At 31.7% G+C, this 20,803-nt stretch carries 24 protein-coding genes and 1 pseudogene; 23 read left to right on the forward strand and 2 right to left on the reverse strand.

The features are described 5' to 3' along the window. Window positions 1–230, forward strand: a pseudogene (locus tag CUL_RS19125) (ATPase); the annotation flags it as partial. Here CUL_RS19125 and ylbJ read toward each other — a convergent pair. Then, window positions 231–1,421, reverse strand: a complete 1,191-nt coding sequence (ylbJ, locus tag CUL_RS0107820; RefSeq protein ID WP_025641052.1) for a dipicolinic acid transporter SpoVV — start codon at window positions 1,419–1,421, stop codon at window positions 231–233. Window positions 1,422–1,533: 112 nt separating this feature from the next. Between ylbJ and CUL_RS0107825 the strand changes: the two genes are divergently transcribed. After that, entirely contained in the window at window positions 1,534–1,764 is a 231-nt protein-coding gene (locus CUL_RS0107825; RefSeq protein WP_025641054.1) for a hypothetical protein, read from the forward strand. On the opposite strand, the gene CUL_RS0107830 is transcribed toward CUL_RS0107825, so the two are convergent. Further along, window positions 1,718–2,974 carry a nucleotidyltransferase gene (locus tag CUL_RS0107830; RefSeq protein ID WP_005583358.1) on the reverse strand — a complete coding sequence of 419 codons (1,257 nt, stop codon included), beginning with the start codon at window positions 2,972–2,974 and terminating at the stop codon, window positions 1,718–1,720. The genes CUL_RS0107825 and CUL_RS0107830 overlap by 47 nt on opposite strands. 128 nt (window positions 2,975–3,102) lie before the next feature. Between CUL_RS0107830 and CUL_RS0107835 the strand changes: the two genes are divergently transcribed. From CUL_RS0107835 to CUL_RS0107935, 21 genes are all read left to right on the forward strand, one after another. Continuing rightward, a complete protein-coding gene (locus CUL_RS0107835; RefSeq protein WP_005583357.1) occupies window positions 3,103–4,299 on the forward strand; it encodes an acetate/propionate family kinase in 1,197 nt (398 codons plus the stop codon). Between the two features lie 68 nt (window positions 4,300–4,367). After that, entirely contained in the window at window positions 4,368–4,880 is a 513-nt protein-coding gene (locus CUL_RS17995; RefSeq protein WP_025641055.1) for a YceD family protein, read from the forward strand. A gap of 13 nt (window positions 4,881–4,893) precedes the next feature. Then, complete coding sequence (gene rpmF / locus CUL_RS0107845; protein WP_025641056.1) at window positions 4,894–5,073, forward strand: 50S ribosomal protein L32; 180 nt, start codon at window positions 4,894–4,896, stop codon at window positions 5,071–5,073. A 187-nt stretch (window positions 5,074–5,260) separates the two neighbouring features. Next, window positions 5,261–6,259, forward strand: a complete 999-nt coding sequence (plsX, locus tag CUL_RS0107850; RefSeq protein ID WP_025641057.1) for a phosphate acyltransferase PlsX — start codon at window positions 5,261–5,263, stop codon at window positions 6,257–6,259. A 27-nt stretch (window positions 6,260–6,286) separates the two neighbouring features. Beyond that, entirely contained in the window at window positions 6,287–6,517 is a 231-nt protein-coding gene (acpP, locus tag CUL_RS0107855; protein ID WP_005583353.1) for an acyl carrier protein, read from the forward strand. Between the two features lie 62 nt (window positions 6,518–6,579). Further along, window positions 6,580–7,302, forward strand: coding sequence for a ribonuclease III (rnc, locus tag CUL_RS0107860; RefSeq protein ID WP_025641058.1), 723 nt, complete (start codon window positions 6,580–6,582; stop codon window positions 7,300–7,302). Then, window positions 7,295–8,392 (forward strand): elongator complex protein 3, encoded by a 1,098-nt coding sequence (locus CUL_RS0107865; RefSeq protein WP_025641060.1) that lies wholly within the window; start codon window positions 7,295–7,297, stop codon window positions 8,390–8,392. The genes rnc and CUL_RS0107865 overlap by 8 nt, the downstream gene beginning before the upstream one ends. Window positions 8,393–8,405: 13 nt before the next feature. Next, entirely contained in the window at window positions 8,406–11,984 is a 3,579-nt protein-coding gene (gene smc, locus CUL_RS0107870; RefSeq protein ID WP_025641063.1) for a chromosome segregation protein SMC, read from the forward strand. A gap of 11 nt (window positions 11,985–11,995) precedes the next feature. Further along, a complete protein-coding gene (ftsY, locus tag CUL_RS0107875) occupies window positions 11,996–13,060 on the forward strand; it encodes a signal recognition particle-docking protein FtsY (RefSeq protein ID WP_025641065.1) in 1,065 nt (354 codons plus the stop codon). A gap of 101 nt (window positions 13,061–13,161) precedes the next feature. Then, complete coding sequence (gene ylxM, locus CUL_RS0107880; protein ID WP_025641067.1) at window positions 13,162–13,545, forward strand: YlxM family DNA-binding protein; 384 nt, start codon at window positions 13,162–13,164, stop codon at window positions 13,543–13,545. Further along, window positions 13,545–14,885 carry a signal recognition particle protein gene (gene ffh, locus CUL_RS0107885; RefSeq protein WP_025641069.1) on the forward strand — a complete coding sequence of 447 codons (1,341 nt, stop codon included), beginning with the start codon at window positions 13,545–13,547 and terminating at the stop codon, window positions 14,883–14,885. The genes ylxM and ffh overlap by 1 nt, the downstream gene beginning before the upstream one ends. A gap of 30 nt (window positions 14,886–14,915) precedes the next feature. Then, the gene (gene rpsP, locus CUL_RS0107890; RefSeq protein ID WP_005587772.1) at window positions 14,916–15,188 is read left to right on the forward strand and encodes a 30S ribosomal protein S16; all 273 of its coding nucleotides are present in this window, start codon (window positions 14,916–14,918) and stop codon (window positions 15,186–15,188) included. Between the two features lie 18 nt (window positions 15,189–15,206). Continuing rightward, on the forward strand, window positions 15,207–15,437 hold the full coding sequence (locus CUL_RS0107895; protein ID WP_005587773.1) for a KH domain-containing protein: 231 nt from the start codon (window positions 15,207–15,209) through the stop codon (window positions 15,435–15,437). Window positions 15,438–15,522: 85 nt separating this feature from the next. Then, window positions 15,523–16,026, forward strand: coding sequence for a ribosome maturation factor RimM (gene rimM / locus CUL_RS0107900; protein ID WP_025641072.1), 504 nt, complete (start codon window positions 15,523–15,525; stop codon window positions 16,024–16,026). Further along, window positions 16,023–16,757, forward strand: a complete 735-nt coding sequence (gene trmD / locus CUL_RS0107905; protein ID WP_005587776.1) for a tRNA (guanosine(37)-N1)-methyltransferase TrmD — start codon at window positions 16,023–16,025, stop codon at window positions 16,755–16,757. Before rimM ends, trmD begins: the two co-directional genes overlap by 4 nt. A 109-nt stretch (window positions 16,758–16,866) precedes the next feature. Then, window positions 16,867–17,214 carry a 50S ribosomal protein L19 gene (gene rplS, locus CUL_RS0107910; RefSeq protein ID WP_005587778.1) on the forward strand — a complete coding sequence of 116 codons (348 nt, stop codon included), beginning with the start codon at window positions 16,867–16,869 and terminating at the stop codon, window positions 17,212–17,214. 53 nt (window positions 17,215–17,267) lie between these two features. After that, a complete protein-coding gene (gene ylqF, locus CUL_RS0107915; RefSeq protein WP_005587779.1) occupies window positions 17,268–18,116 on the forward strand; it encodes a ribosome biogenesis GTPase YlqF in 849 nt (282 codons plus the stop codon). 14 nt (window positions 18,117–18,130) lie between these two features. After that, window positions 18,131–18,742, forward strand: a complete 612-nt coding sequence (locus CUL_RS0107920) for a ribonuclease HII (RefSeq protein ID WP_005587780.1) — start codon at window positions 18,131–18,133, stop codon at window positions 18,740–18,742. Between the two features lie 15 nt (window positions 18,743–18,757). Next, the gene (locus CUL_RS0107925) at window positions 18,758–20,122 is read left to right on the forward strand and encodes a hypothetical protein (RefSeq protein ID WP_025641075.1); all 1,365 of its coding nucleotides are present in this window, start codon (window positions 18,758–18,760) and stop codon (window positions 20,120–20,122) included. Between the two features lie 2 nt (window positions 20,123–20,124). Further along, window positions 20,125–20,415 (forward strand): EscU/YscU/HrcU family type III secretion system export apparatus switch protein, encoded by a 291-nt coding sequence (locus CUL_RS0107930; protein ID WP_005587783.1) that lies wholly within the window; start codon window positions 20,125–20,127, stop codon window positions 20,413–20,415. Further along, a complete protein-coding gene (locus CUL_RS0107935) occupies window positions 20,405–20,761 on the forward strand; it encodes a YraN family protein (RefSeq protein WP_005587784.1) in 357 nt (118 codons plus the stop codon). The genes CUL_RS0107930 and CUL_RS0107935 overlap by 11 nt, the downstream gene beginning before the upstream one ends. Window positions 20,762–20,803: the final 42 nt, after the last annotated feature.

A 20,803-nucleotide genomic window follows, 5' to 3' on the forward strand; every position in this document is an offset into this window, starting at 1 on the left:
TAAATGAGGCGGAATCTAAATTAGAGGAGTTAATAGAAGAAGACGAAATTACAAAAAAAGCCAAAGAAAGGGCTGAAGAGATTATTACTAAGGCTCAAAACAATGCTAAGAGCATTCGTTTAGGTGCTTTAGAATATGCAGATAATATTTTGCATGAAACCCAAGAAGATTTAAAAGAGATTATTGACCTATTAAACAAAAATAGGCAGGAGTTAAGAGGGGATAAATAATCAATCCTGTGGAAGTAAATAGTATATTATCAATAGGATCAAAGAACATATTAACATGTAGACCGTTATAAATATTGCAAGTTTAAAAGAGTTAAAAAATAAATAAGGCCAACTTAAAGGGTATAGGGATTCTTGCCAAGGAAGGCCTGGCATAAAGGAGGGCTTGATTATATTTTTATACTTTATTAAATATAGTATTAGTCCATAGATAGAAGAAAAAATACCATGAAGAAATTTGGCAAATATATAAATTTTACTATCAATATCTGTACCGTTAATAAAGTTTAGAGCTTGGCTATGGATGGATAAACCGCTCCAACCGATTAAAAAGTTGATGATTAATACTTTATATATTAGGTCTATAGGAGCTTGGGATATAACCTTACAGCCGGTGGTTAACTCTAATAGTCCAGCTATAATTCCTTTAACTACATCCATATTTAATGGAATTATATGAACTATCATATGGGCTATTTGGTTGAACAATTTAGAAATAAAAAGGAGTTCTACTAATACGGAATAAAATATTATGAACCCACCGATTAAGGCTATTGTATTCAGACTGTTTTTAACACTATTGCCTAATGCTGAGCCAATGGAGAAATTATTCTTAAGGGTTGGTATTTTAAAATTCTTTTTATTCCATTTATTTTTAATACTTATAGTAGATGGATTATCCTTACTTTTGTAAAACCTAAATATAACCCCTAATGTTATAGTACCCAAATAGTGGGGGTATAGAATTAATGGTGCAATTGTAGGGTTATTCAACATGCCTATAGCTACTGCACCTAGCATAAATAGAGGACCCGATGTACTGGAAAAACAGATAGTTCTTTCTGCCTCAATTTTCGATATAATATTTTTTTTTCTTAAATTGGATACTATTTTTGCACCTATTGGGTATCCAGATACTAGGCTCATGGAAAGGGGAAAAGCTGAAGCACCTGGGGTATTGAATAAGGGTTTCATCAAAGGCTCTAAAAATCTACCAACTAAATCTACAAATCCAATGGCTGTTAATACTTCTGTAACTATGAAAAAAGGTAGTAAGGAAGGAATGATTATGTTAAACCATATTAATAAACCTTCATAACTACTGTCCAAAGATAATTTTGGGTATTTAATTATACCAACTAAAATCCAAAGAATAATTACTAAAAAGAGAAAATTGGTAAAGGACCTTTTCATTTATTGACCTCCTTTGTTTATTTAGCAGTTTTAGTATAAAGGCTTTTATTTTAATTATATTTTTTATAAATATTAATATGATAATAAAGTAGTAGCATAAGGAGCTAAAACGATGGCAGCCTTAATATCAACAATCGTTTTTTCTGAATTGTTTTTCATTAATTTTGTAAATATATTAAAAAAGATCAATGAAGATAAAGATACAATTAGTGAAACCATATTGGGTTCAATATTAGTTGGATTTATTATTCTGGGTATAGCAAACCTTCTTTTAAAAAAACAGCAGAGAAATTCTGCTATTTTTTCTTTATATAGGGAGTTGTATAATAGTCCATGTCCATAAATGTGTTATTGGTATCTAGTCCAAGAAAGAATAGATCTGTAGCTTTTTTATCAAACTCTATGATCTTTTGTAAATATAAATCTTCATATTTAACATGATCAGAAAACTTTATTATTATCGGTAGCTTTGATTCTTTTTTAATCTTATTTAGTAGGATAAAACCTTTTTCATTTGAGCCTAAAACCCTTATATAAGCAGGATAATGAGAATATAAATCTTGAAATAAAGGCTTAGTCAGGTTTGCCATTAGGTGAACTAATATTCTTTGAATTCTAGTCTTAGTATATCTTTTAGTTGATACCGCTTGGGCTAAGGAGTTTATGTCGTTGTGTTGAGCACTCTTTCTAATTATCCGATTTTCAAGACCTGGTTCAACATCCATAATTTGAATTAAATTATCAATAGGGCCAATATTTAATAAATAATGGATTATTTGGGTATAATTATCTAACATATTGAATTTTTTATATTTATTGATATAATTTATTAGGTGGTTATAGGATGGGACAGGGACATATTTTTCTATAGCATCCATATTACCATTTATAATTTTTTTTCGTATGCTAGTAGCACTTGCTATTCTGTGGTTTAGCTGGGTTTCTGTATAGGGGCTGCCAACCCGTTTAATGGTTACAGGTTGGATATTGCTATTTAAAAGTATTAGAGCTTTTAGGTACTCAATAGCTAATATATTGTTAGACATTCTTATAATTTCCTTAAGCTCCATATTGTATTTTCTATTGAGTTTAAATTTACTAAAACAGTCTTCTAATGCATTGCTGCGAGATACGGAATAGGAATTTCCTGTATTTAGATATTTTTTTAGTCTTTCTTTATAATAGGGAGGTTCGTCGACTAAAATCAAGGCTATTTCTTTTAGGTAGTCAAGACTACCTAATTCACTACCAAAGACAACATAATCAATAATGTTTAGATTATGGAGTAAAGCAATACTGCCGTAGGCAAATAGTTCTGCTGATTGAGTCGAAAATATAAAGGGTAGTTCTATAACTAAATCTACTCCATTATCTATTGCCATTTTAGCTTTAGTCCATTTATCTATTAAGGATGGTTCACCTCTTTGAACAAAAGAACCACTCATAATGGCTACAGAATAGTCTGCACCAGTCAATTTTTTTGACTTGGTCAGGTGATATTTGTGCCCAAGATGAAAAGGATTATATTCAGTTATTAAACCTATTACTTTCATATTGGTAACCTCCAAAAGGGTTTTACCAATATTATAACATAAAATTTATGAACTATAATATCGTTGATTTTTTAACAAATATATAATAAGATAATCATGAGAAAGGAATTTGATAGGAGGAGTGTAGTATGAATATTTTAGTTATTAACTGTGGTAGTTCTTCGTTAAAATATCAGTTAATCGATATGGAGAATGAAGAAGTATTAGCAAAGGGTTTAGTTGAAAGAATAGGAATTGAAGGTTCAAGAGTTAAACATACAACTACGGGTAAAGAAGAAGTTATAATAGAAGAACCTATGCCAGATCATAGAAAAGCCTTAGAGTTAGTGCTAAATGCTTTAGTAGACACTAATTATGGTGCCATAGAATCCATGGATGAAATTGGAGCCGTTGGTCATAGGGTAGTTCACGGTGGAGAAAAGTTTGCAAATTCTGTCTTAATCGATGATGCAGTAATGGAAGCTTTAAATGATTGTATAGAATTAGCCCCTCTCCATAATCCACCAAATATAATGGGGATAGAAGCTTGCAAAGAACTAATGCCTAATACACCTATGGTAGGCGTTTTTGATACTGCCTTTCATCAAACAATTCCTATGTCCAACTATATATATCCACTACCTTATGAGTTATATGAGAAATATGGTATTAGAAAATATGGTTTTCACGGAACATCCCATAAATATGTATCTCAAAGAGCAGCTGAAATGTTAGATAAACCTATTGAGGAGTTGAATATTGTAACTTGCCATTTAGGAAATGGAGCTAGTGTCTGTGCTGTACAAGGTGGTAAATCTATTGAAACAAGTATGGGCTTTACTCCATTAGAAGGTTTGGCAATGGGTACTAGATCGGGAGATGTAGATCCTGCAGTAATTCCATTTATTATGGAGAAGGAAGGTTTAACCTTTGACGAAGTTAACGAAATGCTTAATAAAAAATCTGGTGTGCTTGGAATATCAGGAATAAGCAGCGATTTTAGAGATTTAGAAGAAGCTGCAGCCAATGGGAATAAAAGGGCAAAATTAGCTTTAGAATTGTTCTGTAATAGGGTTAAAAAATATATTGGTGCTTATGCCGCTTTAATGTGCAATATCGATGCATTAGTTTTTACGGCAGGAATTGGAGAAAATTCTATTTCAATTAGGGAACAAATATGCGATGATTTAGAATGTATCAATATTAAACTTGATAAGGAATTAAATCAAGTTAGAGGAGAGGAAGCAATATTGAATAAGGACCTCACTTCTACTTCAATCCTTGTTATCCCAACCAATGAGGAATTGATGATAGCTAGAGATACTTTGGAGCTAGTTGAAAAATAATTTAAATTTCTTGACAAATAGGAGCCTCCTTTATATAATAAAGTGTGTTAGTTCAAGAGGTGAAAACAATGAGTATTGATCTTTCAAACTTTCGTGATAAAGCTGTTGCTAGTATTCCCGTTAAAGGGAAATTGAAGAAGGATAATTTAGATGTTAATGGGAGGAAGATTAATTTTATTGAACCTATAAAGTATGAAGGTGAAATCTACAGGGTAGATAGGGATAAACTATTACACCTAAATGTAATTTACTCCTACCAGGAAGCTTGTGGAAGATGTCTAGAATCTTTTACTAAGAAAGAAAGGGCAGTTTTATCAGGAAAGCTAGTTGAGAAAACGGATAAAATTGAGCAAGATGGAGAAGATGAAATTATTTACTACGTAGACGAAAAACTAGATTTAGCCGAATATATAATTAGCACAATAATTTTATCCCTTCCCATGAAACCTCTTTGCCATGAAGAGTGCAAAGGATTATGCCCCAAATGTGGTACTAATCATAATAAAGAAGATTGCCAATGTGTTATAGAAGATGTAGATCCAAGATTAGCAATACTTAAAGATTTGTTCCCAAAGAAATAAGGAGGTGTTTTAGTTGGCAGTACCAAAGCGAAAAACGTCTAAAGCTAGAAGAGACAGAAGGAGAGCTTCTGCGTACAGATTGACAAAAGTTACTATTTCAGAATGTCCACAATGTCATGAACCTAAGTTGCCACATAGGGTTTGCAGAGCCTGTGGATATTATAAAGACAGGGAAGTTATAGATGTAGAATAATCATTAAAGATTTTATTCTATTAACTTAGTAGTATTGAGAATACGGATTTTTTAATACTTTCCTAAGGTTAGAAAAGATAGTGAATAGATATCACTATCTTTTTTTCTATAAATATTGCAATTTTATATGTTCTATAATATATTTAATATCAGTAGTCCTATTTATAGTTGGATTAGGAGGTTGATTATGAAGATTATTGTAGATGGTATGGGGGGAGACAATAGTCCCGAAGCTGCTGTTAAAGGATCTGTAGATGCAGTTAAGGAACTAGGTCTAAATATAATAATTGTGGGTAGAAAGGAAATAATAGAGAGGGAACTTTCTAAATATGAGGTTCCTAATGGAACAATTGATGTTATTAATGCTAAAGAGGTTATTTCCAACGATGAGGAACCAGTACTTGCCATAAGGAGAAAGAAGGATTCTTCAATGGTTATAGGATTGAAGGCTTTAGTAGAAGGAATTGGAGATGGTTTTGTGTCAGCCGGAAGCACGGGTGCATTATTAACTGGAGGCCTATTTATTGTAAAAAGAATTATGGGTATAGAAAGGGCAGCTTTGGCTACTGTCTATCCGACGACTAAGGGTATATCTTTCTTACTAGATGTAGGAGCTAATGTCGATTGCAAACCAGAGTATTTAAAACAATTTGCAATTATGGGCTCTGTTTATAGCGAAAAAGTATTAGGGGTTAAAGAACCTAAGATAGGTTTAGCTAATATTGGAGCCGAAAAGGGAAAAGGAAATATTCTAGTAAAGGAAGCTTATGATCTTATGGAAGATTTGGATATAAACTTTATTGGAAATGTAGAAGTTAGAGATGTACCAAATGGGATTGCAGATGTAATAGTCTGTGATGGGTTTGTAGGAAATGTAATATTAAAACTAACGGAAGGCATGGCAAAAGCTTTATTCTCTTCTTTAAAAGAGGAGTTTACTAAATCTTTGCAATCTAAATTTGGGGCTTTAATGTTAAAATCCCAATTGAAATCCTTTAAAGGAAGGCTAGATTACAGAGAATATGGAGGCGCACCTTTATTAGGATTGAAGCAGCCGGTGGTTAAAGCCCATGGGAGTTCAGATGCATTTGCCATAAAAAATGCAATTAGGCAGGTTAAAGATTTTATTGAAATGGATGTAATAAATATTATTGAAAAGGATATAAATGTTATTGAAAAAAATTAATTCTAATATTTTGGAGGTGCTATAAAAATGGTATATGAAAAGATAAGAGGAATTATTTCAGAGCAATTTCATATTGATGAAGATGATATTACTATGGATACTTCTTTTAGAGAAGATTTAAACGCAGATTCACTAGATTTAGTTGAACTTATTATGGCATTGGAAGATGAATTTGAGTTAGAAGTTGATGACGATGATGTGGAAAAAATTAATACAGTAGGAGATGCTGTAGATTATATTAAAAGGATTATAGAGTAGTAAACCGATTAGGGCTCCATAGAGCCCGGTAGGATACTCTTAATTAATTTGGAGGTAATAATGTGAAAATATCATCACAACGTGCTAAATTATTAGAACGACTGCAAGCGGAAATAAAGTATAACTTTCAGGATATAAAATTGTTGAATACTTCATTGACTCATAGCTCCTACGCTAATGAAAACAAGGGAAAAAATAGTGTAAGCAATGAAAGACTAGAATTTTTAGGAGATACAGTCATAAGTTTAGTCGTCAGCGACTATCTGTATAAACGGTTCTCAGAGTTTCCGGAAGGGGAATTGACTAAAAGAAGGGCCTCAGTAGTATGTGAATCATCTTTAGCTTTTGCAGCAAGAAAGATTAACTTGGGGGAATATTTGCTACTAGGAAAAGGTGAAGAGGCAACTGGAGGTCGAGAAAGGGATTCCATCTTAGCTGATGCTCTTGAAGCTTTAACAGGGGCTATCTATGTAGATGGAGGGCTAAAAAAAACTGAAAAATATTTATTGGGTTTGTTTGAACAAGAAGTGATTTATGCTTTATCTAAAGGAACTCTCTTTATAGATTATAAAACTGAACTGCAAGAAGTATTACAAAAAAAGACTAAATCAAGGATTGAATACAAGGTGGAAAAAGAGGTAGGGCCGGATCATAATAAAAAATTCTACATGAATGTGATTGTAGAAAACAAAATCATAGGAAGCGGTATGGGAAGGAATAAAAAGGAAGCAGAACAGATGGCAGCTAAACAGGCCTTATTAAAAATAGGTGAAATAAATGGGTAAAGACCATTTTATCATTCCTATATTTGTTCCTCACTATGGCTGTCCCCATGATTGTGTTTTCTGCAATCAGAGAAGGATAACTGGCCTATCCACCGATATTACACCCCAATATGTAAGAAATACTATAGAGAGTCATTCCTCTACTTTCCCCAAAGGAGAGATTACAGTAGAAGTGGCTTTCTATGGGGGAAGTTTCACCGGTATAGAAAAAGAAATTCAGAAAGAATTATTGGCTGTTCCTTTAGAGTATAAAGACAGGGGGATAATAGATGGTATTAGATTATCTACAAGACCGGATTATATAGATGAGGATATATTAAATTTACTGAAGGAATACAAAGTAGATACCATAGAACTAGGGGTTCAATCTTTAGATGATATTGTATTGAATAAAAGTGGTAGAGGTCATAATAGCCAGCAGGTTTATATGGCCTCTAAACTGGTTAAAGAGTATAAGTTTAATTTAGGTTTACAGATGATGGTGGGTTTAGTTGGAGATAGCAAAGAAAAAGCAATTTATACTGCTAAAGAGTTTGTAAAAATTGACCCCTTCTGTGTTAGAGTTTATCCAACTTTAGTCATAAGGGATACTTATTTAGAAAAAAAATACAGAAATAACACCTATAAACCATTAACTCTAGAAAAGGCAATAGATATAACTGCCCATCTACTTATGATCTTCGAATACTATAATATTGATGTTATTCGGGTAGGATTACAGCCTACAGAGAATCTAAGACTTGGAAAAGATGTGGTTGCTGGGCCTTTCCATCCATCTTTTAGACAATTGGTAGAATCTCATATATATAAAATAATATTGGAAAAGCATTTAGACAGATTGACTAAGGTAATTGTAGACGAAAATATGATAATAGAAGTAAACAACAAAAATGTATCCAATTTAGTTGGACAGAAATCATGTAATACAAGATATTTAGTCAATAGATATGGACTGAAAACTATAAAAGTATATGGTAGGGATATGGAAAAGGATACTATCGGTATCTCCATTGATGGGTTTAATGATAGAGTATATAGGAAAAGGACTATAGAAGAGTATCTACAGGAAAAAGGAATAATACGAATTTAAAGGGTGATTAGATTTGCACTTAAAAAAAGTTGAGATACATGGTTTTAAATCCTTTGCAGATAGGATTGAAATTGAATTTAAAGAGGGTATTACTGCAATTGTTGGACCAAATGGAAGTGGTAAAAGCAATATTGCAGATGCAATTCGATGGGTATTAGGTGAGCAAAGTATTAAAACCTTAAGGGGAAGTAAAATGGAAGATGTAATTTTTTCTGGTACTGATAGTAGAAGGCCTTTAGGATATACTGAGGTAACTATTACTTTTGACAATAAAGATGGAGTAATACCAGTTGACTATCAAGAAGTAGCTATTACAAGGAGAATGTTTCGCTCTGGGGAAAGTGAGTACTATATAAATAAGAATTCTTGCCGATTAAAGGATATTAAGGAATTGTTTATGGATACTGGAGTGGGAAAAGACGGATATTCAATAATTGGACAAGGTAGGGTGGATGAAATACTCAGTACTAGACCAGAGGATAGAAGGAATATTTTTGAAGAGGCGGCAGGTATAGTAAAGTATAAGACTAAAAAAATAGAGGCAGAAAAAAAGCTAGAAAAGACAGATAGTAATCTGATTAGGATAAAGGATTTGATCTATGAACTTTCAAACCAGTCTGAAAACTTAAAGGAACAATCGGAAAAGGCAACTATATTTCTCCAGCTTTCCAATAGATTAAAAGAAATTGAGGTAAATCTATTGATTAGAAAGATTGATGAGTTGGAAAAGGAAATTGACAAAAGCAAAAGGGAGAAAGAGAAGCTTCAAATTCAGATGGAGCAAATGGTGAATAAGAAAAATGAAATTGAAGAGAAGTTTAATTTGATGAAGGAGAAGACTACAGACCTAGATTCATCTATAGATTCAATTGAAGAGGAAAAGGCTAAAACTTTTAATATATTGAATAAAAACAAGAGTGACCTAACCCTTTTAGAAGAAACGGAAAAATTTTTTATAAAGGATAGTGAAAGGTTATCAAAGGAGATAAAGGAATTAAATATAAGGTTAAAGGAACTGGAAGAAGAAAAGCTCGGACTATTAAATATTAAATCGAAATTGGGAGAAGAATTGGATCTATTTGAAAAGGATTACCATAAGAAAAATATTAATCTGAAAAGGCTAAATGAAGAAATTCAGCTAAAGGAAAAGGAGATTGAAGACAAAAAGGGTAAAGCAATAGAGGTTTATAATTTGATTAGGGATAAGAAAAGTAAAATCAATAGTTATTCTAGCTTTAAAGAAAATATTTATAAAAGGATAAATCAAGTGGAAAGGGATATTGAATCCCTATTGGAGCTGGAAAAAACCAATAGGGAATTATTGGACAAGATTGAAATAGAAGAACTGGATAAACAGGAAGAGATAATTAGAGAAAGTAAATATTTAGCTAGCTTAAGATTAGAGGAAAAAAACTTCAAGGATAGATTAGATATTCTTTATAAGGTGATTAATCAAAATAAAGCGGATTTACAGGGGATGATCTCCAATTATAATCTACTTAAAAATATGGAAGAAGATTATGAAGGATATTACAAAAGTGTAAAAAATTTAATGTTGGCATGTAAAAAAATTGTGTCACTTAAAAGTAAGGTAATAGGTGTAGTGGCAGATCTAATTAAGGTGGAAGAAAAATATGAGAAAGCAATAGATGTAGGCTTAGGTGGTAGTTTACAAAATATTGTTACTAAGGATGAAGGGGATGCAAAATATATAATTGATTATCTACGGAAGAACAAATTAGGTCGGGTAACATTTTTACCAATTTCTACAATAAAAGGCAATCCCATATATATAAGTCCTAATGATAGGAAAAAATATAATATATTAGGGTTAGGTTCCGAACTAGTAAGTTATAACTATGAATATAAGGATATTCTTGAATACCTATTGGGTAGAACTATAGTTGTAGAGGATTTAGATGATGCTATTGTAGTAGCGAAGAAATACAATTATTCCTATAGAGTAGTAACATTAAAAGGGGATATAATTAATGCTGGTGGTTCCATGACCGGAGGAAGTTTACCTAAGATAAGCGGTAACCTTCTTAATAGAAAGTTTAGAATAGAAAAAATTAGGAAGGATATTAATGACCTATCAAAGCTTCAGAATAGTTTAGAGGAAGAAAAGAATTTATTAAAATTGAAAATAGACGACAAAATTAAAACGTTGAAGGAGCAAGAGGAGAAACTTCAAAATAGTAATATTGAGGCTATAAAGATAGAAAATGAAAAGAATAAAACTAGTATGGAATTAGAAAGAATAGATAATTCATTAATTAAATATAAAGATGAAATAGGAAAGTTAAACTTAGAATTGGATAGAATAAACAAAGATGAAGAAAAGTTAAAGGAAGATTTAAATTTGATTGATGAAGAGAATAAGAAGGCTCAAGAAGATATTAGAGAAATGATGTTGGAATTTGAAAAAGTAAAGGCTATAAAAGAGGATGTTATGAAAGAGGTAACTGATGCAAAAATACAGATGAATTTAATTGAAAACAAACAGGTCAATAATAAAGAAAAGATTGAGTCTGTTGATACTGAATTGGAAAATACAGTTTATTTACTTGAAGCAAAGAAAGAAGAATTATTAAAAAAGAATATTGAAATTGATAATATAGCAAATGAAATGATTCGTATACAAGAGGAGATATCTAAATCTTCTATATTAAAAGAAAAACAAGATAAGGATTTTATGTTGCTGAGAGAAGAAAAGGATCTTCTAATGAAAGATTACTATTTTGAGCAAAATAGATTAAACAAGATAAATGAAGAAATAAATGAGTTAGCAAAGGTAATAAATAATTGGAATTTAAAAGAGACGCGATATAGCGTTCAACTGGATAATATTAATGGTAAACTGCTAGAAGACTATGAATTAGAATATAAAGATGCTATAAATCTGTGGATTGAAATAGATGATATAGATAGGGCTACTGAAAAAGTAAAAAGACTAAAGAATGAAATAAAGAAGATTGGGACTGTTAATTTGGATTCTATTGAAGACTATAAAATGGTGAAGGAAAGACTTGAATTTATAACGAAACAGCATGAGGATTTATTATTGGCAAAAGAAAATCTATATGATGTAATTGCTGATATGGAATCAAAGATGAAAGAGCAATTTTTATATAGCTTTAATAATATTAATGAGAAATTCAATGAAGTGTTTTCCATACTGTTTAATGGTGGAAAAGCCAGTCTAGTTCTAGAAGACGAAGAAAATATATTAACTTGTGGAATAGACATAAAAGCCCAACCCCCAGGGAAAAAGCTCCAAAACTTAAATCTTCTTTCGGGAGGGGAAAAATCCCTGACTGCCGTAGCATTGTTGTTTGCAATACTTAAAATAAAACCAACACCTTTTTGCATATTAGATGAAATCGATGCTGCTCTAGACGAGGCTAATATTAGTAGGTATACTAATTATTTGAAGAATTTTTCCCATAATACTCAATTTATTATGATAACTCATAGGAAGAGTACTATGGAAATGGCAGATATATTATATGGAGTAACTATGGAGGAAGAAGGTATTAGTAAAATTATCTCTGTTAAATTAACGGATAATCTTGAAGAAATAGCAAGTTAAGGAGGATTTATATGTTTAAAAATCTATTTAAACGTAAAAATAAAGAAGATAAAAGCAAAGAAAAAGAAGAACGAAAGGTTGTAACTGAAGAAATTGAAAGGGATGAACTAGGGACAAAAGTAGATGAAAGAGAAAGATTGGATATAAAAGAGGAATCCAATTTAAGTTTTTTTGATAAATTGAAAGTTGGTTTAGATAAAACTAGAAAAGGGATGACTGAAAAAATTGATGCTATTCTTAAATCCTATGGGAAGGTAGATGAAGAATTATTTGATGATTTAGAAGAGATATTGGTTACTGCTGATATAGGAATTAATACTACAATGGAAATTATAGATAGATTGAGAGATCGAGTAAAGGTAGAAAAGGTTACTGAGCCTGATAGAGTAAAAGGGCTATTGAAAGAAGAAATAAAGGAAATTATGAAAGAAGCCAGAAAAGAGAATAGTTTAAGTATAGAATCCTTGCCAGTAGTAATTTTAGTAGTCGGGGTGAACGGTACTGGTAAGACTACTACAATTGGAAAACTATCCTATAATCTAAAAAATGAAGGTAAAAAGGTAATAATCGCAGCAGGCGATACCTTTAGAGCGGCAGCTATTGAACAACTTGAGGAATGGAGTAATAGGTCTGGGGCAGATTTTATTAGTCATAGGGAAGGTTCAGACCCAGCGGCAGTTATTTTTGATGGTATACAAGCAGCTAAGGCGAGAAAAGCCGATGTATTAATTTGTGATACTGCTGGAAGGCTCCATAATAAGAAGAATTTAATGAATGAATTGAATAAGATTTTCAGAGTGGTAGATAGAGAATATCCAGAGGCTCAAAAGGAAGTGTTATTGGTATTAGATGCTACTACAGGACAAAATGCAATTTCTCAAGCTAAGGTTTTTAAAGAAGTCTGCGATATTACGGGGGTAGTCCTTACAAAACTAGATGGAACGGCTAAAGGTGGAGTTGTCATTGCACTCCAATCTGAATTGGGTTTACCTGTGAAACTTGTAGGAATTGGTGAAAAAATTGATGACCTACAAGAGTTTAATGTTGACGATTTTGTGGAGGCTATTTTTAATTAAAAGATTAAATTAGTATTTTTGTATTGACAAATTAAATATATTATACTAAGATAGTACTGTCAAGCAAACAACTTGACAGTACTATTAAATTTGGTGATAATATGTTTGAAAGGATCGTTGAAGTAGGTATTTTATTCGATTTTTACGGCAAATTATTGAGCGAAAGGCAGTTTACAGCTATTGAATTGTATTATGTTCACGATCTATCTTTAGCTGAAATAGGGGAAGAATTAGGCATTAGCCGACAAAGTGTATATGATACTTTAAAAAGAGCAGAAGAGAACCTATATGAATATGAAAAGACACTCGGATTAGTCAGGAAGTTTAAATATAATAGGGAAGAAATCGATAAGCTCTTTAAGCTTATGGATGATATGGAAATAGAAGCTAGAAATATAGACAACTTGATAATGCAAAAAAAAGTTAAAGACCTGAAAGAGACAATAACAAAAATAATCGATAATAACCAGGAGGTCGTTAATTAATGGTGTTTGAATCTTTATCCGAAAAATTGCAAAATGCATTAGGAAAATTAAGGGGTAAAGGAAAACTTTCTGAAAAAGATGTTGATTTAGCTATGAGGGAAGTAAGACTTGCCCTTCTAGAAGCGGATGTTAACTTTAAAGTTGTTAAAGATTTTGTTAAGAGGGTGAAGGAAAGGGCTATTGGCTCTGAGGTAATGGAAAGTCTAACTCCTGGACAACAAGTAGTTAAAATCGTTAATGAGGAATTAACTAAGTTAATGGGGGAAAAAGAATCTAAATTGAATTTTGCCTCTACTCCTCCAACGGTTATTCTAATGTGTGGATTACAAGGGGCAGGGAAAACTACTACCGCAGGGAAATTAGCTAATAACCTTAAAATTCAAAGTAAAAGACCTTTGTTAGTAGCCTGTGACGTATATCGTCCTGCTGCTATAAAACAATTAGAAGTTGTAGGAGAAAGGGTTGGGGTTCCCGTTTTTACAATGGGAGATAAAAACAACCCAGTTGATATAGCAAAGGCAGCTGTTGAACATGGTAAAAGGAATAACAATGATTGTATTATAATAGACACTGCTGGTAGGCTCCATATAGATGATGATTTAATGGATGAATTGGAGGGCATTTATAATGGAGTAAATCCTCAGGAAATTCTATTAGTAGTGGATGCAATGACTGGCCAAGATGCAGTTAATGTGGCTGAAACCTTTAATGAAAGATTTGAAATAACAGGAGTTGTACTTACTAAGTTAGACGGGGATGCAAGAGGTGGAGCTGCCCTTTCAATTAGAGCTGTTACGGAAAAACCCATTAAATTTGTAGGTATGGGTGAGAAATTAGACCAGTTGGAACCATTCCATCCTGACAGAATGGCTTCTAGAATATTGGGAATGGGAGATGTATTGAGTCTAATTGAAAGAGCACAATCATCTATTGATGAGAAGAAAGCTTTAGAATTGGAGAAGAAGATAAAGTCTCAACAATTTACATTAGATGATTTCTTAGAACAAATAGATCAGATGAAAAATCTAGGACCTTTAGATGAATTATTAGGGATGATACCTGGAGTAAATTCCAAGGCCCTCAAGAATTTAGATGTAAATGAGAAGGATATTATCAAAATTCAAGCCATTATTCAATCTATGACTCCTCAAGAGAGGAATGACCCTTCAATTATAGATAGCAAAAGGAGAAAAAGAATAGCAAATGGTAGTGGTACAACTGTACAGGATGTAAATAAATTATTAAAACAGTTTAGAGATACTAAGAAGATGATGAAAAGATTTACTGATATGGAAAAATCCATGAAGAAAAAAGGGAAGTTTGGATTCCCCTTTTTCTAGATAGATATTAAAGTTGAAGGAGGTGAAAAGATGGCAGTAAAGATCAGACTAAGAAGGATGGGAGCTAAGAAAAATCCCTTCTATAGAATTGTTGTTGCCGATTCCCGTTCTCCAAGAGATGGAAGGTTTATCGAGGAAATTGGCTATTATAATCCATTAACTGAACCAAAAACAGTTAAGATAGATGATGAAAAGGCTACCAAATGGCTAAAAAATGGAGCTAAACCTACTGATACTGTTGACAGGCTATTTAAAGAAAATGGTATTTATGAAAAAAGTAAGGAAACCAATGCTGAAGAATAATTTCTAGGAGGTGCTAAAATGGGAGAATTAGTTGAAATAATAGCGAAGGCACTTGTAGATAATCCTGATGAAGTAGAAGTTAACGAGATTGAAGGAACTCAATCGGTGATTATTGAGTTAAAAGTAGCTGAAGAAGATATGGGAAAGATAATAGGGAAACAAGGTAGGATTGCAAAAGCTATTAGAACAGTAGTAAAAGCAGCCGCTATTAAGGAGAACAAAAGGGTGGTAGTGGAAATTATTCAATGATGTAGTATTTTTCTTTCAATAAAGGAAAATACTTAGGGGGTGCCTTTTATGGTACCCTTTCTACTATAATTTGGTTGGTGAAATTATGGATTATATTAAAGTTGGATGGATAATGAATACTCATGGGATTAAAGGTGAATTGAAGGTATATCCATTAACGGATGATATAAATAGGTTTAGTCGTTTGGAAACAGCCTATTTAGGAGAAGATAAGCTAAAAGTTGAAATTGAAGAAGTCAAATATAACAAAGGATTAGCAATTTTAAAATTTAAAGAATTCAACGATATAAATGAAGTATTGTCCTTTAAAGAAAATTATATTTTTATAGACGAAGAAGATAAAATGGATTTACCTAATGGTCATTATTATATCTTTGAAATTATAGACTGTATCGTATTTGATACTAAAGGAGAAGAAGTTGGGACAGTAGTTGATGTAATACAATCTGCAAGTAATGATATATATGTGGTCAAAAACTTTGAAAAAGATAAAGAATATCTCATACCTGCAGTGAAGGAATTCTTCGTCAATATAGACATCCCTAAAAAGAAAATAATAATCGACCCTATAAAAGGAATGATAGAATGAGGATTGATATATTAACTTTATTTCCAGAGATATTTGAGAGTTTTGAAAGGTGGAGCATGGTAGGTAGGACTATTGACAAAGGATTAATCAACCTAAATAAAATAGATATTAGGGATTTTTCAGAAGATAAGCATAAGAGGGTTGATGATTATCCCTATGGTGGTGGGCCTGGTATGGTGATGAAACCGGAGCCGATTTACAGAGCGCTTAAAAAAGTTGAATCGAAAAATTCAATAGTTGTCTATTTATCGCCTCAGGGAAAGGTTTATGACCAGCAATTAGCTAATTCATTATCAATAGAAGAACATTTAATTTTATTATGTGGCCATTATGAGGGCATAGATAATAGGATAGTTGAAAATTATGTGGATTTAGAGATATCTATTGGAGATTATGTTCTAACCGGTGGAGAAATACCCGCTATGGTTCTAATAGAATCTATTATTAGATTGTTGCCAGGCGCCTTAAGTGGTGATGAATCCTATAAAGATGAATCCCATTACAATGGGATGTTAGAGCATCCTCAATATACAAGGCCAAGAATTTTTAATGGTTTAGCCGTTCCAGATATATTACTTTCTGGAGATCATAAAAAAATTGGAGATTGGAGAAAATATAAATCTTTAGAAAATACCTATATAAAAAGGCCAGACTTATTAGATAAACTACATCTGACAGAAGAAGAGATTGAAACACTGAAAGGTATAAAAGATAAAATTGCAAGAAAATAAGTTGTATTTTATAAATACATATGCTATAATACAGAACGTATGGAAGTAGGGACGGTCCTCTGCCATAGAGAGATGGTATGAACGTCTAGGGAGAAGGGAGGTTTGAACAGTGGATATAATTAAAATTTTAGAAGATGAACAAAAGAGAGATAACCTACCAGATATTAACGTAGGTGATACTGTTCAAGTTCATTATAAGGTAAAAGAAGGTACTCGTGAAAGAATACAAATTTTTGAAGGTACAATTATTAAAAAGCAAGGTGGAGGAATTAGAGAAACTTTTACTGTAAGGCGATTATCTTATGGCGTTGGCGTTGAAAGAACATTCCCTCTACATTCTCCAAGGATTGAAAATCTTGTTGTAACAAGAAAAGGTAAAGTAAGGAGATCTAAACTTTACTACTTAAGAGAAAGACAAGGTAAGGCAGCTAAAGTTAAAGAAAAGAAGAGCTATTAATGTATTGGGACTTTATATAGTCCCAATTTTATTTATAAAAAGTAGGTGAGTATATGAATATTAATTGGTATCCAGGACATATGAAAAAAACTAAGGAATCTATAAAGAAAAATCTATCTTTAGTCGACATAGTTTATGAAGTAATCGATGCTAGAATACCTTTTAGTAGTCAAAATCCTGAAATTGATGGGATCTTAGGAAGGAAGTCCAGAATAATAATTCTAAATAAATCGGATTTAGCGGATATGGAATCTAATAAAAAATGGCAAGACTATTTTGGGAAAAAAGGAATTTCTTCAGTTATAGTTGATTGTATTAATAATAGGGGTTTAGAAGAGGTAATAAAATTATCCTATAGATTAACTGGGGAAAGAAGAAGGCATTTAGCTAAAAAAGGTATAAAAAATAGGCCTATTAGGGTCATGATAGTAGGTGTTCCTAATGTTGGTAAGTCTACATTAATTAATAGTCTGTCAAAGCGTAAGGGGACAAAAGTTGGTAATAAACCAGGGGTAACAAGGGTAAATCAATGGATAAGGTTAAAGGGAGATCTGGAATTATTAGACACACCTGGTATATTATGGCCTAAATTTGAAGATAAAGAGGTTGGATTGAATTTAGCTTTTACAGGGGCCATTAAGGATGAATTGTTAGACATAGAGAATTTGGCTATAAAATTAGTGGAAAGGCTTAATGCCATGTCTAAAGCTTTTATTGAGGAAAGGTATGATATTTTAGTTGAAAATAAGGCTCCCCATGATATCATATTAGAAATTGGTAAAAAAAGAGGATGCATTGTAAAGGGTGGAGAAATTGATTTTAGCAAAGCCAGCAATATAATTCTGGATGAATTCAGAAAAGGGATTATTGGAAGGATTACTTTAGAATTACCTGTTCTTTAATATAGGGGGTTAATATGCCACTTAAAATAGAAAAGGATTTGCAGAAGAAAGGTTATGAGCTTATTGCTTGTATAGATGAAGTAGGAAGAGGTTGCTTAGCTGGAGATGTGGTTGCCTGTGCAATTATTATGCCTAAAGGTATGGCAATTGAGGGAGTTACTGACTCAAAAAAACTATCTGTTAAAAAGAGAGAAAAACTATATGGTGAAATTACAAAATATGCTGTAGCTATAGGCATAGGGCAAATAGGGCCTAATATTATAGACCAAATAAATATAAAAGAGAGTACCAGGTTAGCAATGAAGAAATCAGTATTAAATTTAAAAGACGGAAATGGCCGGTCAATACTTCCAGATTTTTTATTGGTGGATGCAGAGAATATTCCTATTGACATACCTCAATTGAGTCTCATAAAAGGCGATGAAAAAAGTCATGGTATCGCCTGTGCTTCCATTGTGGCAAAAGTATATAGGGATAGATTGTGCGAAAAGTGGGGACAAGATTATCAGGGTTATAAAATTGAAAAAAATAAGGGTTATGGCACTAAAGAACATAGGGAAGCAATTGAAGCTTTTGGACCTTCACCTATACATAGGATGACTTTCTTAAAAAACATAGTAAAATAAGGTGGTGGAGAGATTATGAAGATTGAGGATTTTATAGATTTTAAAAAAATATTTTTAGGCGAAAAGGGAGATCTTTTCCAAGAGGGAAACTTAATTGAAGGAGAAATTTTAGATATAGACAAAGGTCTAGTATCAATCCATATTAAGGATTTTGGAGTAATAAAGGCTAAATCTGAAAAACCTTTAAATCATCCTAAAGGTAAAACCTTAAGCTTCATAATTAAAGAGTCATCGCCTGATAAAATCCAATTAAAACCCATCTTAGAAAATATGGAGATTAAAAGACCTTCCCTATCCTTAAATGAAAGAGACGAATATTTGCTAAATATTTTGAAAGAGTTTAATATTAAAGCTAGTCCTATTTCCCTTGAATTCTTAGACAATCTGGTGAAATTCAATCTGCCTATAAATAAAGAGAATTTGGTTTATGGAATTGGTATATTAGACAAATTAGAGCAATTATTAAATCTGAAAGAGGATGAAGCAATAGTTTTGCCTAATTCAAGAGAAGAAATTGAGGATATAGGAAAAGAAGATGTTAGAAATTTATTAATAGTTAAAGAGGATGAATCTATATATAAAACCAGTCTTAAAGAAAGCATTAATGCTACAATAGAAGAAATTAGAAGTATTGTTCCACCAAATGAAATGGGTATAGTTTTACAAAAAGCAATAATTTTTTTTATTAAATACAATATTAAACCTACTCTAAACAATATTAAATATTTTTTAGAGTTAAACGAGAACTTAACATTATTTTCTAAAGATTTCGAAAAGTTAAAAGAGATTTTAGATAAAAAGTTTACAAATCATTTGAAAAGGATTATTATAAATAGTGATGGCTCAAAAAATCTAAGCGAGAAAAGCCAATCTAAATACAATGATAGTTTGAACAAAATTTTAAATTATCTTAATGACTACAGTTTAAACGTTAATGAAAATCTAAAGGATAAAATTGAAGAATTGATTAATAAAATTGATTTTTTAAAGGAGATGAATAAAGAATTAACCTTTGTTTATTTGCCTTTAAATTTAGATGACAATATTCAGGATACCGTTATAACTTTGCTAAAGAAAAACAAGAGAGAAAGTAGGCATAAGGATAAATTAAATGTGTTTATCAATTTAAATACTAAAAGGTTAGGAAATATTAAAATATCCTGTTTAGTTTCTAATATCTATATAGATATTAAATTTAGTGGTATAAATAAAGAGGATATTAATTTATTTAAATCTAGGGAAGATGGATTGGGGACTTTAGTGGAAACTACAGGTTATGAAATAAGAGCTATCGAATATTTATTTGAGGATAATTATTCTATCTTAGATTCTTTAATCGTAAATAGGAAGACCATATATAACTTGGATGTGCAGGTGTAACTATGAAAAAGGAAAAGGTTAATAAAAGTAAGAAAGCTATAGCTCTTTCCTATAAGGAAGGAGATAATGTACCAAAGGTAATAGCTAAAGGGAAAGGTGAAATAGCAGAAAGAATAGTAGAAGTTGGGGAAAAGGGGAATGTGGAAATATACGAGGATAAGAAATTAGCTGAAGAGTTGATAAAATTGGATTTACATGATGAAATTCCTTCACAATTATATGAAGCGGTTGCTAAAATTATATTTTTCGTATATCAGTTGGATAGTGAAAAAGGTGAATCATATGAAGGATAATATAAAAAAAGGTTTATTAGGAGAAAATGAAGCTATTAAATATCTTATTTCCCAAGGTTACAGGATAATGGATAGAAATTATAGAACAAGGCTTGGGGAAATAGATATAATTGCTATTAAATCTAAAATCCTAGTTTTTGTAGAAGTTAAGGCTAGAACTAGTGCTAATTATGGATACCCCTATGAAGCAGTAAATTGGAAAAAACGGGAGAAGATTTATAAATCTTCATTAATATATATAAAACATAGGAAGTTGGAAGACTATCAAATAAGATACGACATAATAGAAGTATTTTTAAGAGAAAAACCTAAAATCAACCATATAGAAAATGCATTTTGTATATAAAAGTTCGAAAATAGGTAATTTTCACTATTACCCAGGGAATAG

Source organism: [Clostridium] ultunense DSM 10521 (assembly GCF_000511955.1).
Taxonomy (GTDB): domain Bacteria; phylum Bacillota; class Clostridia; order Tissierellales; family Tepidimicrobiaceae; genus Schnuerera; species Schnuerera ultunensis.